This is a genomic window from Rhizobium mongolense USDA 1844 (assembly GCF_000419765.1).
GTDB lineage: Bacteria > Pseudomonadota > Alphaproteobacteria > Rhizobiales > Rhizobiaceae > Rhizobium > Rhizobium mongolense.
The window spans coordinates 272,113-288,530 of the sequence record NZ_ATTQ01000003.1 but is presented as its reverse complement, the minus strand read 5'-3'; the positions used below and the strand labels follow the sequence as shown (position 1 = coordinate 288,530).

Annotated in this window: 12 protein-coding genes and 2 pseudogenes; 2 read left to right on the top strand and 12 right to left on the bottom strand. The window is 58.9% G+C overall.

What is annotated here, in order from left to right; all coding sequences use genetic code 11:
* Positions 1–60: 60 nt before the first annotated feature.
* The 6 genes and pseudogenes from A3C3_RS0107095 to A3C3_RS0107070 all read right to left on the bottom strand — a co-directional run bounded on the left by A3C3_RS0107095 (position 61) and on the right by A3C3_RS0107070 (position 7,164).
* Positions 61–1,176 (bottom strand): ABC transporter substrate-binding protein, encoded by a 1,116-nt coding sequence (locus A3C3_RS0107095; RefSeq protein WP_022713909.1) that lies wholly within the window; start codon positions 1,174–1,176, stop codon positions 61–63.
* Positions 1,177–1,209: 33 nt separating this feature from the next.
* Positions 1,210–2,343 (bottom strand): ABC transporter ATP-binding protein, encoded by a 1,134-nt coding sequence (locus A3C3_RS0107090; protein WP_022713908.1) that lies wholly within the window; start codon positions 2,341–2,343, stop codon positions 1,210–1,212.
* 308 nt (positions 2,344–2,651) lie between these two features.
* On the bottom strand, positions 2,652–3,419 hold the full coding sequence (locus A3C3_RS0107085; RefSeq protein WP_022713907.1) for an SDR family NAD(P)-dependent oxidoreductase: 768 nt from the start codon (positions 3,417–3,419) through the stop codon (positions 2,652–2,654).
* 219 nt (positions 3,420–3,638) lie between these two features.
* A pseudogene (locus A3C3_RS45965) lies at positions 3,639–3,718 on the bottom strand (LysR substrate-binding domain-containing protein); the annotation flags it as partial.
* Between the two features lie 237 nt (positions 3,719–3,955).
* Positions 3,956–5,950, bottom strand: coding sequence for a glycosyltransferase (locus A3C3_RS0107075; protein ID WP_022713905.1), 1,995 nt, complete (start codon positions 5,948–5,950; stop codon positions 3,956–3,958).
* Entirely contained in the window at positions 5,932–7,164 is a 1,233-nt protein-coding gene (locus A3C3_RS0107070) for an HlyD family secretion protein (RefSeq protein ID WP_022713904.1), read from the bottom strand. Before A3C3_RS0107070 ends, A3C3_RS0107075 begins: the two co-directional genes overlap by 19 nt.
* A 315-nt stretch (positions 7,165–7,479) precedes the next feature.
* Between A3C3_RS0107070 and A3C3_RS0107065 the strand changes: the two genes are divergently transcribed.
* Both A3C3_RS0107065 and A3C3_RS0107060 read left to right on the top strand, forming a co-directional pair.
* Positions 7,480–8,652: a Gfo/Idh/MocA family protein gene (locus A3C3_RS0107065; protein ID WP_022713903.1), complete on the top strand. Its 1,173-nt coding sequence runs from the start codon at positions 7,480–7,482 to the stop codon at positions 8,650–8,652.
* Between the two features lie 38 nt (positions 8,653–8,690).
* Positions 8,691–9,737 carry a Gfo/Idh/MocA family protein gene (locus tag A3C3_RS0107060; RefSeq protein ID WP_022713902.1) on the top strand — a complete coding sequence of 349 codons (1,047 nt, stop codon included), beginning with the start codon at positions 8,691–8,693 and terminating at the stop codon, positions 9,735–9,737.
* 278 nt (positions 9,738–10,015) lie between these two features.
* Here the strand turns inward: A3C3_RS0107060 and A3C3_RS0107055 are convergent, their stop codons facing one another.
* From A3C3_RS0107055 to A3C3_RS0107030, 6 genes and pseudogenes are all read right to left on the bottom strand, one after another.
* Positions 10,016–10,801 carry a TIM barrel protein gene (locus A3C3_RS0107055; RefSeq protein WP_022713901.1) on the bottom strand — a complete coding sequence of 262 codons (786 nt, stop codon included), beginning with the start codon at positions 10,799–10,801 and terminating at the stop codon, positions 10,016–10,018.
* A gap of 8 nt (positions 10,802–10,809) precedes the next feature.
* On the bottom strand, positions 10,810–11,820 hold the full coding sequence (locus A3C3_RS0107050; protein ID WP_022713900.1) for a Gfo/Idh/MocA family protein: 1,011 nt from the start codon (positions 11,818–11,820) through the stop codon (positions 10,810–10,812).
* A gap of 10 nt (positions 11,821–11,830) precedes the next feature.
* On the bottom strand, positions 11,831–12,730 hold the full coding sequence (locus tag A3C3_RS0107045; protein ID WP_022713899.1) for a sugar phosphate isomerase/epimerase family protein: 900 nt from the start codon (positions 12,728–12,730) through the stop codon (positions 11,831–11,833).
* A gap of 93 nt (positions 12,731–12,823) precedes the next feature.
* Positions 12,824–13,747 (bottom strand): substrate-binding domain-containing protein, encoded by a 924-nt coding sequence (locus A3C3_RS0107040; RefSeq protein ID WP_022713898.1) that lies wholly within the window; start codon positions 13,745–13,747, stop codon positions 12,824–12,826.
* 58 nt (positions 13,748–13,805) lie between these two features.
* A pseudogene (locus A3C3_RS41315) lies at positions 13,806–14,656 on the bottom strand (ABC transporter permease).
* Between the two features lie 195 nt (positions 14,657–14,851).
* The gene (locus A3C3_RS0107030; protein ID WP_022713897.1) at positions 14,852–16,390 is read right to left on the bottom strand and encodes a sugar ABC transporter ATP-binding protein; all 1,539 of its coding nucleotides are present in this window, start codon (positions 16,388–16,390) and stop codon (positions 14,852–14,854) included.
* Between the last annotated feature and the right edge of the window lie 28 nt (positions 16,391–16,418).

Sequence of the window (16,418 nt, the reverse complement as noted above, 5' to 3'; positions counted from 1 at the left end):
ATCCTGTTTCACGAAAGAAGGAGTGCCCGCCGCCAGAGGACGCGGCGGGCAGACAAGGCTTCAGCCTTGCATGATTTCCTTGAACTTGGCGAACCACTGGCTCTCGTTCTCGACCTGAACCTTGGACGAGATGCGGATCAGGTGCTTGAAGTCCTCTTCCTTGGTCGGATAGGACGGATCGCCCACGAGATCGGCCGGCGGATTGACGCCCGGGACGACCCCTGGCAGACCGAGACCGTCGAGCCAGATCTGCTGGGCTTCCTTGGTGAGGGCGTGGTTGATGTACTGCTTGGCCCAGTAAAGCTCGTTCTCCGGCAGGCCCTTTGGGATCCACAGGCCGTCAGTATCGAACTTGGCACCTTCCTCCGGCACGACCCACGCGATCTCGATGCCGTTTTTCTTGGCTTCGCGCGCGTTGGTTGAGATGGTGCAGGCGGCGTCGATCTCGCCCTTCTGGAACCAGGTGGTGAAATCCGGGTCCTCGCCGAGCAGCGGCTGCTGTTCCTTGATCTTGGAAATGAAGTCCCAGGCCGGCTGCATGTTGCCCGGAATGTCCTCGAGCTTGCCGCCGCCAGCAACCTGGGCCGGGAAGTGGAAGCCGATGCCGTCATTGTAGAGCGCGATGCGACCCTTGAGTTTGGGATCGAGCAGGTCCTTCCAGGACTTCGGCGCACCGTTCGGGAAGGCCGACGGGCGATAGGCGAGCACGTAGACATAGCCGTATGTGTTGACGATCGGATAGCCCTCGAGACCAACCGGCTTGGCAAGATCGGTAGCGTCTTTGAGGTTCGGCAAGTCCGACAGGTCCTCGGTCACCCCGCGCAGCGCCGACTTGGTCGCGTTCGTCGTCGTGTCCCAGTTGATGTGGATCGGCGGGACACGCTTCTGGGCAACAGCGGCCCAGACCTTCGGCTGGATCTCGTTGTCCTCGGTCAGGTCGTGGCGAACGGCGATGCCGGTGATCTTGGTGAAGCTGTCGGACACGCCGGCCTTGAGCGCATCGACCCAGCTACCACCCCAGGCGCGAACGATGATTTCGGCCGGCTTTTCCGGCTCCTGGGCAAAGGCGCGGCTGACGCCGAACGTCGAGAGGCCGGCCGAGGCGCCGGCCGCGGCCATGGACGCAAGCAGCGTCCGGCGGCGGATCTGCGCGGACAGGAACTTTTCATGCGACATTACACATTCTCCTCTGGCTAGACCTTCTCGGGGTCATTTTTGAAAGACATGCATATCTCTGGCGTTCCAGCCGAGACGAACCTCTTCGCCAGGACCGAACTGCAAGTGGGATTCGGGATCGTGGTCGAAGACGCGCATCAGCACGCCGGCCAGCGCCGGAACCCGAATTTCGTAGACGACACGCTCGCCTTCAAAGATGCAGTCGACCACCTGGCCGTCCACCACCGTTTCGAGACCGTCGAGGCTCCCGCTCCTCGGTGCGATGCGGATCTGCTCGGCACGAACGGCAGCGGCGCAGGGCAAACCTGCCGCAAGCGCGGCGTCGGCAACCACACCGGCAAGGCGCAGGCCGTTCGCCTCGAACACGACGCGTGAAGAAGTCAGATCGACGACCTTGCCGTCGACGAAATTGGTGACACCGATGAAGTTGGCGACGAAGGCATTGCACGGCGCGCGATAAGCGTCGACTGGACGGGCCTTCTGCTGGATCTCGCCGCCGCTCATGACAATGACCTCGTCGGACACCACCAGGGCCTCGCGCTGGTCATGGGTGACATTGATCGTAGTCACCCCGAGTTCCTTCTGGATGCGGCGGAACTCGAGCTGCATCTCCTCGCGCAGCTTGCGGTCGAGCGCGGCAAGCGGTTCATCAAGCAGGAGCAGGTCCGGCTCGAACACCAGGGCGCGGGCGATGGCGACACGCTGCTGCTGGCCGCCGGACAACTCATTGATGCGCCTGCTGCCATAGCCACCCAGTCGGACGAGATCGAGATAGCGCTCCACCTTTTCCGGGATCATGCGCGCATCATGGCGGCGCATCTTGAGCGGAAAGCCGACGTTTTCGGCCGCCGTCATGTGCGGGAAGAGTGCGAGCTTTTGGAACACCATGCCGATTGCGCGCCTGTGGGGCGGCACGGCACTGACCGGCTGACCGTTGATGAAGATTTCGCCGCTGGTTGGCCGGTCAAAGCCAGCGATCATGCGCAGAAGAGTCGTCTTGCCGGAACCGGACGGGCCGAGAATGGTCAGGAACCGTCCCTTCGGCAGGTCGAAGACGACATTCCTGACGGCATGGACATCACCGAAGACCATGCCGACATCCTTGACTGAAACAGCGATCTGACCGGTTGATTCAGCCGGACGGAGTTCCGCAGCAACAACGCCCATGACATTCCCCTGTCTTGCCCCGTTCGACGAACGAGGCCGACGCGAAGCTTCATTCTAATCGTCCCGGTCGACAGGCAACCGACCGAGTTTTACGTTAAGTTGTCTATACATATTTGTACAAGTACCGTCAATCAAGTTTGCGTATTTTTTGCGCCATAAAGCCGCCTGACCAATATTTGTGCAGATGCGAAAAGCAGGCTCAACGACAGTCTTGTCGTCCGCGAATAGAAAGGCAAGCACGCCCAACGAGTGTTCGGTAGGGCTTGCACCATCGGACGAACCATTCGTGCGACGCTTGGCGCCCCATCTCAGATCGAGGCGAGATAGCCGCCGTCGACTGGAATGCAGTGGCCGGTGACGTAAGCCGCAGCATCACTGCAAAGGAAGACCGCGACGCCGCCGATGTCGCTCTCCTTGCCAAAACGGCGCTGCGGGATCTTGGCCAGCATGCGCGACTGCCAGTCCTCGTTCTCATAGAAGACCTCGGTCATGGCCGTGCGAAAATAGCCGGGCGCAATGGCGTTGACGCGGATGTTGTGCGCTGCCCATTCGGTGGCGAGCGCCCGCGTCACCCCGAGAAGGCCGGACTTCGAGGCGCCATAGGGTGCTGCCGTCGGAATTCCGACATAGGAGGTCAGAGAGCAGAGATTGACGATAGCTCCACCGCCCGCCTCCGCCATGATCCGGCCGGCCGCCTGGGCACAGAAGAAGGCCCCCTTCAAATTGGTCGACAGGATCGACTCCCAAAGCGCCTCGTCCACGTCGAAGGACGGCCGAACATTCTCGAACCCGGCATTGTTGACGAGAATGTCGAGGCCGCCCAGCATCTCGGCCGCCGCTCTCGTGACGCTTCTGCAGGCCTCGACGTCGCGCACGTCCTGGGCAAGCGTCACCGAGCGACTGCCGCACTTCTCGATCAGTTGCCGGGTTTCGGCCAGCCCCTCGACCGCCCGCGCTGTGATCGCCACATCCGCACCGGCCTCCGCCAATGCAATCGCGATTGCCTGACCTATGCCGCGGCTTGCTCCGGTGACGAGGGCGCGGCGGCCGGTCAGATCAAAATTCGGGTGGGTCATGATGGCTCCTTGTTCTCGTTCCCGACGACATGTCTATACATTATATAGCATGATCCCGACTTATGAATGTCGCGAACGCACCCATGGAGACTGCAAATGGCGAATCGTTCAAGCCCTGTCCTTAGGGAAATTCACGCGATCTCTGCTTGCAATTCCGGACTGACGTGCGGGCGAAATACCACGTCGGCGACATCGCAAAGCTTGGCTTTAACGAAAACCTCACGGCACGGCCAGCGACCGCGCAATATCGACGATGTCATCGCGCGAGGCAGTCGGATCCTCCTGTTCCAGGCAACGCCCTGCACGAACCGGATGCCGTTTCTGCAAACAGGCCAGTTCGACATCCCGCATGTTCAGCGTCGAAGCCGGTTCACACCGTAGTCTTTTTTCAGAGGTCGATGCGCCGAGAGTCAACCGGGACCCCGTGTCGGCACGGTCGCTCCTGCCCGGCAGCAAAGGTTTGACGCGACGAAACAGCCACTTCCGCTGTCCGGTCCCACTGAATTATGTGTATGTGCGGGCCGAAAACACCTCGCTCAAAGCGTCCGGGTTCGACCGAATGTCCGAAGCAGTAGGTTGATCGAGACAGCGACCTTGTCGATGTCACGAACGTCCTGGGAGTAACCCCCGGTATATAGCTTGACGATCATTTTATCGCGGGCCGACCCGCTAAGATCGAAATGGAGGTGCAGGTAGAAGGCCTCCTTGTCGCCATGGCGAGCAACGCTCCTTCGTCTTTGAGTGACCATCCTCAGTTCCGTTTTGAAGGGTGAAAAACCCTCGAGCGACAGCGTGACATCGGCAGATGCAAAGCGCGTCTCCGTCGGCACGGCAACGACTGCCTTGTCGAGCGCCAGACTGACCATGCGGCCGGGAACGCCGTCCACGTGAACCGCCTCATCAAGTTTGAACGCATTGAAGAGCCGTCGCGGTTTCTCGAAGCAAATCAAGGACGCGATAGCGAGAACGAGAATGTTGATGCCCGACCAGCAAGCCGCAATCGGCGAGAACTGCGCTTCGACTTGGGAGGTCTCAGGCACAATATTGATGACAAGACCGATGGCCGTCGCCAATATCAACACCGCTATCCAGGCAAAGCTGTATCCATCAAAACCAATGGCCTCGTTGCCGCTGCCCTTCGGGGTTACCCTGAACGGTTTGCCGAAGGGACGCACCACACTGGAAATGACGGTTGGCAACATCCGAAACGTCGAAAAAGCTCCGACGGCACTCGATACGACGGGCAAATACCGCGTCGGTGTTATCCAGAGCATCAAAAGGAAATAGGCCGTCAGCAACGGCACCTGATTGGAGATATAATCCGCAGCGTTGGTGAAGTAGAGCGGCAGCAAGCCGAACCAGAGATATATGATCGGGATGATCAGTATCGTAAAGCGCACCAGATACTGGACCAACCACGACAGCGGAAGGAACATGATGCGTTGAAAAAGTGAGAGACCAGGGCCGCGCAGCGGGCCATTGTGAAGATAGAGTGTTTGAATTCCCCCCTGGCACCAGCGCTCACGCTGTACGAAATAGCCGGTCAAATTCTCTGCTGCCAATCCCATCGACAGGCGCTCATTCAGGTAACGGGTCTTGTAACCCTTGTTGAGCATGGAAAGAGTGGTCAACAGATCCTCTGTGATGGATTCCGTCGGAAACCCCCCTATCGCATCGATCGCCTTGCGTCGCGAGATCGAGCATGACCCACAGCAGAAACTGACGTCCCAGATATCTCGGCTCGGTGCAATTTCATCAAAAAACAAACGCTGCTCGTCCGGCCAGATATTTTCAAGACCGAGGTTTGTCTGCACCGGATCGGTATTGAAGAAATGCTGCGGCGTTTGAACGATACCGATGGTTGCATCGGAAAAGAAGGGAAGCGTGCGGCGCAGGAAGTGACGATAGGGCACGAAGTCAGCATCGAATATCGCGATGAAGTCGCCGGAGCTGACCTTTAGACCGTTGTTCATATTGCCGGCTTTTGCATGGCTGTTGTCGGGCCGTGTGACGTGGATTGCTCCCCTCTCCTTGCAGTACGCCTTGAGCCAATCACGACGCTGATCGTCGAGCACGTAGACTTTCAGCTTGTCTTGCGGATAGTCGAGCGCAAGCGCCCCTATGATCGTCCTTTCCAGGACGTCGAGCGGCTCGTTGTAGGTGGGAATGAACACATCCACCGTGGGCAATTCATGCTCGTCACCTCTAAAGAAGTCTCGCGCAAGCCTGTCCGCTTCTGCGCTCCGGTCCACGTATCGACTCATCAAGACCAGGAAGAGCACGACTTCAAAGAACGCGAGAATTTCTACGATGAACAGAAACCAGACCCAGTAGAAGTTGGGGCCATCGTTGGGATAAGGAAGTACCGTCTCGAATAACCGCCAGAGTATATAGCGCAATCCAATGCCGCCAACCACAGCGCATGTGATCGCGCGCGTCCAGCTGTGATTACGCGACCAGTTGAAAGGCCCAAGCAAAAAGAACGCCAAAACCAAAAAAGTCGGCGCCAGTGCTATGAGATACTGAACCACAGGCCTTCCACCCAGTTCCATATGCGGATGTCAGGTTTGGGCAGGCGCACCTGAACAGAACGCCCCACCTGGCAAAAGTTCGCAAAATCCGTATTGAGAGCGGAGGGAGCCAGGCCCACGCGGATTCGATCGTTGCGTTTGGTTGTTTCGGGCTGATTGGCTGCCAGGGTATCCTTCTCGGCGACCGCGGCGCTGCCTCTTACCGATAGGACCACGCCTTTGAAGACGTCGCCTGCGCCTAACAAGCGCACCTCTGCAGTAAGGCCAGGATAAATCTCTTGGTAATCGACCTCCGGAACAAGGATATCGACGAACAGATCGCTGCAATCGAGGATGCGCATCAGCTCGTTATTGAGGATGAGGTTCGAGCCGTTGACGACGTTGCTACTCCATACGACTCCATCGAAAGGCGATGGAACTGATGCCGAAGTGAGACTGCGGACGCGGTTTTCCTCCTCAATCAGCTGCTTTTGCGCCTGTGCGGCCCGTGTTTCGTTTTCGGCGATGCGCGTGTTGAGATCGTTGATACGAACAATCACCTCATCCTGTCGCTGGCGGGAATAGGGCACGTCGTTCTGGCCGTCACCGAGAACGAAAACACCCCGGCGAACGGCTTCCAGCTTTTGTTCGAGCTGCGCAACGGTCAAGCCACTGATTTCGAGTTCGCCCCCCGCCGCTTCCCAGGCGGCTTTCGCGGACTCGACCATCTTGGTGGAGAGGATACCCTTCGCCTCGAGCGCCAGCCGCCGGTCAAAGTCGACCTGCGCGACATTGTCCTGCGCCTGGGAAACCTTGACCCGCTTGTTTAGAATCTCAACTTGTCGCTCCAAGTCGGCAATGGTTGTACGCGTAAAGACTTCCATGCGTACAGCCAACTGATCACGAAGCCCTACAAGCTCATCGCGTTCTCGCTTTAGCGCCGTAACATGTTCGACGGCAGTCATATGGTCGGCCTGCAGCGACGTCAGTATTGCGCGGTTCACGCGGGCATTGTGTATCAAGGCGAGCGGCTCTCCTGCCAACACGCGCTGACCAACTTTTGGGGGCGTTTGTGCGAGCTCGCCGTCGATAGGAGCGTTCACGATCGCAAATCGCGCATTCACTGTACCGTCGAGGCTGGTAAAGCCAGTCAGGCTGGGCAGCATAAGAACGATCACAAGCGCTAGCAGTGATATGCCGACCAGAATACGGGTGATGCGGTGGTTCCAAATCATTGGCACGTCCGAAAATTATCAACCGCAAGGCACTCATGCGAGGCTAGCGTAAAGTGAATGCAACCCCTTCTTGTGGTGATCTAGGCGCATCATAGCCATGGACAAGGGGGGAGAGCTGGCTGCGCGCGATACGTGCAGTAGAATGTTGCAATAAGGCTAACCTTGGATCAGCTGTGAACTGCAGCGGAGGCTCGTTTTGTATCATGATGGACCGTTGACGTTCATCGCTTGCCCCGCCGCTGCCGGCCGTCACCGCGGCCTTCCACCACATCCTCGACACCTTTGCTGCCTGAGCAGCTTCATCGGGAGAAAATTATGGGCAAGACACTCCTTAACATCGGCCTGATCGGCTCCGGATTCATGGGGCAGGCCCATGCCGATGCCTATCGCCGCGCGGGCGTGCTCTACCGCGACCTGCCCGCCATTTTGCGCCTCTGCCTGCTGGCCGATGCCACCGAGGAGCTGGCGGCCGGGGCCGCTGCCCGCTACGGTTTCGAGAGGAGCACGGGCGACTGGCGCAAGCTGGTCGAGGACCCCGAGGTGGACATCGTCGACATTACCTCGCCCAACGCCATGCATCATGAAATGGCGCTCGCCGCAATTGCGGCCGGCAAGCATGTCTATTGCGAAAAGCCTCTCTCGGTTACGCTGGCGCAAGCCGAAGAGATGGCCGCCGCCGCAAGGCGCAAGGGCGTCAAGACCATGGTCGCCTTCAACAATATCAAGACGCCCGCCGCCATGCTCGCCAAGCACTTGATCAACAGGGGCGACATCGGAGTGCCGATGCGGTTCCGGGGCTGGTTCGACCAGGGGTTCTTCAACGATCCGGACCTGCCGTTTTCGTGGCGCTGCTCGCGCAAGGACGCCGGCTCCGGCGCGCTCGGCGACCTCGGCAGCCATGTGATTTCCGTCGCGCAGTATCTGATGGGCGACGTCGACAATGTCATCGCGCAGACGCAGACCTTCTTTCCGACGCGGCCGATTCCGCAAGGCGGCTCCGGCTACGGTGCAAGGGCCGGTAGCGACGCACCGCGCGCGGTGGTGGAAAACGAGGATCAGATCCAGACGCTCGTTCGCTTCAAAAGCGGCGCCGGCGGCACGATCGAAGCGTCGCGCGTGGCAGCGGGAAAGGTCTTCGGCATCTACTGGGAAGTGTCGGGCACGGAAGGCACGATCATCATGGACGGCGAGCGGTTCAACGAGCTGAAGATCGCGCGCTTCAGCGATGCGAAGCCCGACCGCGGTTTCAAGACGATCTATGCCGGCAGTCAGGTTCCGCAGTTTTCCGCCTTCTTCGGCTTCGACTTCGCCGGCGGTGGCCTCGGCTACTTCGACGTCAAGGTCATCGAGGTGCGCGACTTGATCGAGGGCATCGTCAACGCGCCGGACTGCTTTCCGAACTTCGAGTTCGGCCTTGCCAACGAGCGCATCATCGACGCCATAGAACGGTCGCTGGAGAAGAAGACCTGGCAGCGGATCGCCGGCTGAGCGACGGGCGCTCACTGATCATGGGAGGATAAAAAGACATGTCGTTTCCGCAAACCCTGCCCGCCGCGCGGACCCTGCCCGCCATGGACGCCCCGCCGCTTCGCTGGGGCATTCTCGGCTCCGGCTGGATCGCCGCCAAGTTCGCGGAATCGGTCAAGGCTCATACGCGGCAGGATATCGCCGCCGTCGGTTCGCGATCGCGCGCCGCGGCGGATGCATTTGCCGCGCAGTGGGGGATCGCACGGGCCTATGACAGCTACGAGGCGCTCGTCACCGCCGACGATCTTGACGTCATCTATGTAGCGACGCCGCACAATCTGCATCACGCACATGTGCTGTTGGCGATCGAGGCGGGGAAACATGTGCTCGTCGAGAAGCCTATGGCACTCAACTGCGCACAGGCCGAAGGCATGGTCGAAGCCGCCCGCCGCAAAGGGGTTTTCTTCGCAGAAGCCCTGTGGACCTATTTCCTGCCGAAATTCGATGTGCTGCAACAGCTGCTGGATGCTGGAGCAATCGGAGACATCCTGTCTGTTTACACCGAGTACGGCGAATATCTGCCGCGCAATCACCGTACTTTCGACGCGCGCCTTGCCGGCGGACCACTTCTTGACCTCGGCACCTATCCGGTCTCGCTGCTGGCAAAACTTCTTGGCGTGCCAAAGAAGGTCGTAGGCATCGGACAGGCCGATTCCGCCGGCGTCAACGGGCAGCTGTCGGTCGTTCTCGCCAACGCCAGAGGAGCGCTTGGCACGATGTCGACCACGCTCTACGGCTTCACCCCGACGAACGCTGCCATCGTCGGAACCAGTGGGTCGATCCGGTTCAATACGGAATTCCACCTGCCTGGCTCCTTCGAAGTCTGGTCATTGGATGGATCCGCCCGGCTCCAATATGGCGAGCCCAGGGGCGCGCATTTCGAGGGCCTCTACTATGAAGCTGCGGCCGTCGCATGGGCGATTTCGGAAGGACAACTGGAAAGCGTCTGCCGGCCGCTGGATGCATCGCTTGGGACGATGGAAACACTCGACGCGATCCGGAATGCTATCGGTATAAGCTTCACCGAAGCGGGGCTGACCGAATAAGACTCAAAGAAGCGGCGGGTTGTATAGTGTTCGCTGCGTTCTGTCGGGTCTGTCGCGTGCAGATTGCCAAGGCTTCGCTGAGCGCGATCCCAGCCGTGGCGAGCAAGAGCCCATCATGGCCCGACTCGACCACCCTGAACCTCACCGAAGCGAGTTCCGACAATGGCGAAAAGTTGGTGTCCGTCAGACTTGTTCATTTCTTCCTCCGGCCCCCGGCTGCAATTGCCTAACGTGCATGCTGCCCGCGCCGCTCGAGGCGCGGGCAGCGGGTTGTCGGCTCAGAGCTTGCCCGAGACGTAGCTGATGCTCTCGCGCACGGCGGTTTCCGGATCTGCCAGTGCATGCACTTCCTCGGCAAAAGGCTCGAAGCTGTAGGGGCCGTCGAAGCCTGCGGCGATGAGCGCCTTGATCTGCGGAATGTTCTCCAGCCGATCTTTGGCATCGACGAGCACGCGGTGGGCGTCGAGCATGTCGTCCACGGCGACATTTGGATCGACGACGCCCGAGATGTGGACCAGACCCGTCCTTTCCGGGAAGAACTCTATCTCGCCGGCCAGGTGGTGATGGAAGGTATCGTGCACGAGTTTATAGATGCCGCCTCCTTCAGCCGCGTCGATGGCGCGAAGAGCTTCCTTCTTGGTCCGCAGCGAGGAGATCGGAAAGCCGAGAGGTTCGACCAGGCCCGTCAGTCCGCGCTCCTCAAGGATGGGCTTCATGGCCTTCAGCGCCGCGACGAGATCATCGAACGACACCTTCGTGCCGTCGTTTAGCGGGCACATGACAAGCGCCTTGGCGCCGGAAGCGGCCGCATAGTCGGCGAACGCCATAGCCTTCTTCGGTAATTCACCCGACCAGACGTTGAATGGATAGAGCGCGTTAATCGAGATGATCGTGACGCCGGCGCTCGCTGCGGCCTTTTTGACGACTTCAGGCTTCACCGTCCCGACGATGTCGGGAAGATCGTTGCGGATCTCGACCTCCGTCAGACCGAGATTGCGAGCCGCCGCAAAGAAGTTTTCATGCGACAGCTTGGGCGCGGTGATGTGGTTGATGGCAAAACGCATGGAGGACCTCAGTTGTAAAGCGCAGAGCGAGTGGGAAGATTAATCGCGACTGCGCCACCCTCTGCCTCCTGCGCGGCTACGCAGGCATCGGATGTGATTGCCGCCACATAACCGTCCCAGGAGTTCGGGCCAGCCGCCGTGCCTTTGGCAGCGGCGTTGATGAAGTCCTGCAGCTCAACGTCGTAGCTGGCGATGAAGCGATCCTTCCAATCGGTGAGGATATCGTTTTGAAGCTTGGCGCCGAGACGCGTCTGGATTGCCATCGGCTCAGGCAGAGTGGCGACACCGTCTTCGCCAACGACCTCGCACTGAATGTCGTAGCCGTAGTGGCAGTTGACGAAGATTTCGACATCGATGATCGTTCCCTTCGCAGTCTCCAGAATGACAATCTGGGGATCCCTAAGCTTGGCATGACTGCGCGCTGCCGAACGCGGAAACAGCACACGAGCGGAAATGTAGTCGTCATCCAACAGCCAGCGCAGCACGTCGATTTCGTGAATCATCGTGTCGTGGATGGCCATCGGGGTAACATACTGCTCGGGGACGGCTGGGTTGCGATGGGCGGCATGAACCATGATCGGCGCACCGATCTTGGTATCCACGAACTGCTTCAGGGCGACATAACCCGCATCATATCTGCGCATGAAACCGACCTGTACAAGTCGTTTGCCGTGCGCCACTTCGGCATCGACGATGCGCTTGGCGCCGTCGGCGGTCGTCGCCAGAGGCTTTTCGCAGAAGCATGGCTTACCGGCAGCGATCGCCGCCAGTACATATTGTTCGTGAGTGGCACCCCAAGATGTGACAAGCACAGCGTCAACATCGGGTGAGGAAATCAGTTCCTCCCCGGTGGTGAAAATTGCAGCATCAGGCGCAATGTCGCTTTTCACGGCTTCGGCCGAGGCGCGGTTCACGTCACTCAACGCGACGACTGTCGCCCCCCCAAGAACCTGATTGATACGGCGTGCATGGTCTCGGCCGATTGCACCGGTGCCGATGACACCTATTCTAACAGTCATTTGGAAAGCCTCACTTTCGGTACTTTTTGATGTAATTGTTCATTTCGCTACACATGAACCGTCCGGACTCGTCCGCCTTGTCCTCCCAGGCGAAGACGCAGGAGGTCATAATACCGTCGAAGCCGATATCGGCGAGCGTGCCGAAGAAGTCGTCCCAGGGAACCTCGCCTTGGCCGATATTGAGATGTTGGTGAACACGCGCTTGGGTACCCGGCGGGTTGAGAATATAGCGCAGACCCGAAGACGCTTTGTGATTGAATGTATCGCCCACATGAACGTGCGCGAGAACGTCCTTGGCCTCGCGCAGCATCGCCTTGGTATCATCGCCAAAGTAAAAGGTGTGCGGGGCGCAATAGAGGAACTTGACGTTCTTCGAATTCACCGTGCGGATGATGTCGAGCGCGGGCTGCAAGGTTTCGCACCAGTCTTCGGGATGCGGCTCGACGTGTAAGTTGATGTTCTCACGTTCGAAGATCGGTACAAGTTCCTCCATCGAGCGCCACCATGCGTCTTCACAGGCCTCGATCATCGACCCGGTGTGGCAGCAGTAGCACGAGCCCTTGTCGGGGTGCGGACCACGCCCGAATTCCGAGTTCATCGTATCGACTTCCATCTCCGCCGCGATTTCGATGGCGCGCTTCCAGTGACGCACAGCGGCCTGACGCTCGGTCTCGTCATTCGAGGCCCAGCGATACATCGGCAAGAGTGAGGCGATCTTCACGCCCTCGGCGGCCAGCGCTTTCTTGAAGGTTTTGATACGCTGCGGGAAAACCCGTGGAGTCTTGAACCACTCCAGAAAATCGGCGCGGGGGCTAAGTTCAATCCATTCATAGCCGAGCTCACGGACCTTCCGCGGCAGCTCTTCGAGGCTGAGATGACGATGCATAAACGGGTCAAGGGCGATACGCATATGTTGGTTCCTTCGTGTTTTAGCGACATGCCTTAGAAGGCGTCGATTGGTGGGGCCGCGGGATCCGGGAGGAGATCGACCGCGGCCCGGCCGTCATTTTTGGTAGGCGGCCATGTTGTCGGGGGTGACGAGTTCGAACGGTACCCAAAGGGTGCGCTCGCTGGCCTGCTTTCCTGCCAACTTGACAGCCGTCTGGACTGCGGCTTCGCCTTGCTTTGTTGCGTTCTGGAAAACTGTCGCGTCGATGTCTCCGGCCTTCATGGCGGCCAGTCCATCTGGCGTAGCATCGATGCCGGTGATGACAAGGTCGTTCATCGCGACGCCAGCCGCCTTCAAAGCCTGAGCCGCGCCAATGGCCATCTCGTCATTATTGGCAACCACCGCATCGAACTTCAGCCCAGCCGTCAGCCAGGAAGACACGATATCCTGCGCCTGGGTCCTGTTCCAGTTCGCTGTCTGCTTTTCGACGATATCGATCCGGCAATCGGGTTGAGAAAAGACGGCCTCTACATCCTTTGTGCGCACAAGGGCTGCATGGTTTTCAAGCGGCCCCATCAGAATTACGGCGCGACCTTTGCCGCCCAGAAGCTTGCAGGCGGCTTTCGCTTCCATCGTGCCGGAATCGAGTTCGTTGGAACCGACAAAGGCTGCCCCTTCCGGCAATCCCGAAGCGAGTTCGGCCGGCGGATGGTTGACGTAGACGAGCGGGATCTTTGCATCAGCTGCCGCCCGTGTGATCGCGGCCGTCGAGTCGCCGTCAACGGCATTCACGATGATTGCATCAACACCGTTGGCAATGAAGTTTTGGATTTGGTTGAGCTGTTTCGCAGGGTCGAGTTGGGCGTCCTCTGTGAGGAGTTCGACATTTTTCTCCCGTTTTGCTTCATCGCGGATTCCGTTCAGCAGAATCGTCAGAAATGGGTTATCGAACGACGTCATTGTCACCGCCACGCGCGTCCCAGCAAAGGCCGGCGCGGCGAGAAGGCAAAACGCGGTCGTTATGAGCAGCTTCTTCATTTCGGGTCGTCCTATCTTCGCCTGTCGAAGACAGAGGGCGGCAGGGGCCGCCCATCCGTCAGCTCTTCTTGATACGCTTGCGTTGGCGATAGACGTCGGCGACGACAGCCGCCACAATGATCGCGCCCTTCAGCATTTCCTGGTAATAAGCGTCCAGCCGCAGGAAGGTGAAACCGGAGATAATCACGCCGAAAATGACCATTCCGATCATCGTGCCAATGACCGATCCGCGGCCGCCGGAGAGCGAAACGCCGCCAATGACAGCCATTGCAATCGCATCAAGCTCGTACATAGAGCCCATGCCGGCCTGCGCGGTCAGACCTCGGGCAGCGACGACAATACCAGCAAGGCCAGACAACAAGCCGGCTACGGCATAAATCTTGACGGTGTGACGTCGACGTTGATACCCGACACCCGCGCCGCGTGGGGATTGGCGCCGACGGCATAGGTGAACTTGCCGTAGCGAGTATAGCGCAGAACGATGTGCAGGATCGCTGCGACCGCAAGGAAGACGAAGATGGGGGCCAAACCTTTTCCGAGTGCAGCGAAACTGTCGGTGGGAAAGCTGATCGGCTGCCCCTTCGTGTACCACTTGGCAAAGCCTCGAGCCGTGACCATCATACCGAGTGTGGCGATGAAGGGGGGGATTTTCGTGTACGCTATCAAAAGGCCGTTGATCACGCCACAGAGCAGACCGACGACCAAGCCCACCGCAACCGGCAGGATTACCGGCAGATCGGTCAAGTGGGGGTAGACTGCTCGATCATACGTGCCGACCTGTGCCAGGCTCATGGATATCATGGCAGTCGCACCGACGATCGAGCCGGAACTCAGGTCGATCCCGCCAGAGATAATGACCTGGGTCACGCCGATCGCGATAATGCCCACGACCGATACCTGGAGGATCATAATCGAGAGGCGTTGAGTGTTGGCAAGAAAGCTCTGGCCCTGCAGGATCCAGCCCAGAATCTCGAATGTCAGCGAGATGCCGACAAGAATCAGCAGGATGCTCAGTTCCGCCGGCACGCGTCGCCGGGGTTGCGTGGCCGGCAATGCCGATTGTGATGTCGCGTTCGTCATAAGATCTTCCTCCCGTAATGAACACTAGCGTGCTGCGAGGTTCATTATCTTCACTTGAGTTGCCTCGGCGCGATCAAGAAAGCCCGAAACGTGCCCTTCATGCATGACCATGATCCGGTCGCTCATCCCGAGGACCTCCGGCAATTCAGATGAGATCATCAGGACCGCCACACCTTCGGCGGCAAGGGCCGTTATCAGGCGATGAATCTCCGCTTTGGCGCCGACATCGATGCCGCGAGTTGGCTCGTCGAGGATCAGAATCCGCGGTTTGGTCAGAAGCCAGCGTGCGATCAGGAGCTTCTGCTGGTTTCCGCCCGAGAGATTCTCGACGGTCTCCTGGAGGTTCGGCGTCTTGACGCGAAGCTTGGCGGCCATTTCCTCCGAGAGTCGTGTCACCGTAGCTTGATCGACGAAGCCGGCTTTGACGTGCGACCGCGTGATCAGCGCGGATTGAATGTTTTCAAGGCAATTCAGTATCAGGAAGCAGCCCGTTTCCTTTCGATCCTCGGTCAGAAAGGCCATGCCATGGGCCATGGCCGCGCTCGGACTGTCGATCTTGACCGGCGTGCCATCGATCACGATCTCGCCTGACGCTGCCGGTTGAACACCAAACAGCGCTTCAGCGACGTTCGAGCGCTTTGAGCCCACGAGACCCGCAAGGCCGAGGATCTCCCCTCGCCGGACCGAAAACGATATGCCATGGAAGACGCCGGGAATCGTCAAATTCCGAACCTCAAGAGCGACATCGCCGATCGGGCAGTCGATCTTGGGAAACATGTTGGTGATCTCGCGCCCGACCATCATGCGGATGATATCGTCGCGCGTGACATCCTTTGAGGAATGTGTCCCGACATATTTCCCGTCGCGAAATACGGTAAATTCGTCGGCGATCTCAAAGAGTTCATTCATTTTATGGGTAATGTAGACGATGCCTATGCCGCGCGAGCGGAGGTCACGTATGATCGTAAAAAGATGCTCAACTTCACGATCTGTCAGCGCCGATGTCGGCTCGTCCATGATGAGGACAGAGGATTCGTAGCTGACTGCGCGCGCAATCTCGACCATCTGTTTTTGAGCTACTGTCAATTCGGACACTTGAGCTCGTGGATCGAGTACGATGTTCAGGCGAGCAAAAAGCTCCTCCGTCATCGTCACCATCTTGGAATGGTTGATGAGTCCAAGGCGGTTCTTGGGCTCGCGTCTGATCCAGATGTTCTCCGCCACTGTCATCCAGTTCATCAACTGGAGCTCCTGGTGGATCATCGCGATCCCTTGCTCCAGCGCGTCAAGCGGTGACTTCAGCACTGTCGGGACACCGCGAAGACGTATTTCACCAGCGTCTGGCTGGTATATCCCGGCGATGATTTTCATGAGCGTCGACTTGCCAGCACCGTTTTCGCCCATCAATGCGTGGACAGTTCCGGGTCTGACGCGAAGCTGTACGTTGTCGAGCGCCAAAACGCCCGGGAACTCTTTGCGAATACCCTCGATTGCAAGCAGGCCGTCGGCTTCCGTGGCCTCGAGTACGCGCTTGATAGCTGCCGCTGTGGTGGGACTTACCATGGCTTATCCTCCATCGCTCGGAAATCGA

Excerpts from the sequence above, each read along its gene's own strand:
- A3C3_RS0107070 (WP_022713904.1), bottom strand. The coding sequence starts at position 7,164 with ATGATTTGGAACCACCGCATCACCCGTATTCTGGTCGGCATATCACTG.
- A3C3_RS0107060 (WP_022713902.1), top strand. The coding sequence starts at position 8,691 with ATGTCGTTTCCGCAAACCCTGCCCGCCGCGCGGACCCTGCCCGCCATG.
- A3C3_RS0107095 (WP_022713909.1), bottom strand. The coding sequence starts at position 1,176 with ATGTCGCATGAAAAGTTCCTGTCCGCGCAGATCCGCCGCCGGACGCTG.
- A3C3_RS0107030 (WP_022713897.1), bottom strand. The coding sequence starts at position 16,390 with ATGGTAAGTCCCACCACAGCGGCAGCTATCAAGCGCGTACTCGAGGCC.
- A3C3_RS0107085 (WP_022713907.1), bottom strand. The coding sequence starts at position 3,419 with ATGACCCACCCGAATTTTGATCTGACCGGCCGCCGCGCCCTCGTCACC.
- A3C3_RS0107055 (WP_022713901.1), bottom strand. The coding sequence starts at position 10,801 with ATGCGTTTTGCCATCAACCACATCACCGCGCCCAAGCTGTCGCATGAA.
- A3C3_RS0107040 (WP_022713898.1), bottom strand. The coding sequence starts at position 13,747 with ATGAAGAAGCTGCTCATAACGACCGCGTTTTGCCTTCTCGCCGCGCCG.
- A3C3_RS0107065 (WP_022713903.1), top strand. The coding sequence starts at position 7,480 with ATGGGCAAGACACTCCTTAACATCGGCCTGATCGGCTCCGGATTCATG.
- A3C3_RS0107050 (WP_022713900.1), bottom strand. The coding sequence starts at position 11,820 with ATGACTGTTAGAATAGGTGTCATCGGCACCGGTGCAATCGGCCGAGAC.
- A3C3_RS0107090 (WP_022713908.1), bottom strand. The coding sequence starts at position 2,343 with ATGGGCGTTGTTGCTGCGGAACTCCGTCCGGCTGAATCAACCGGTCAG.
- A3C3_RS0107045 (WP_022713899.1), bottom strand. The coding sequence starts at position 12,730 with ATGCGTATCGCCCTTGACCCGTTTATGCATCGTCATCTCAGCCTCGAA.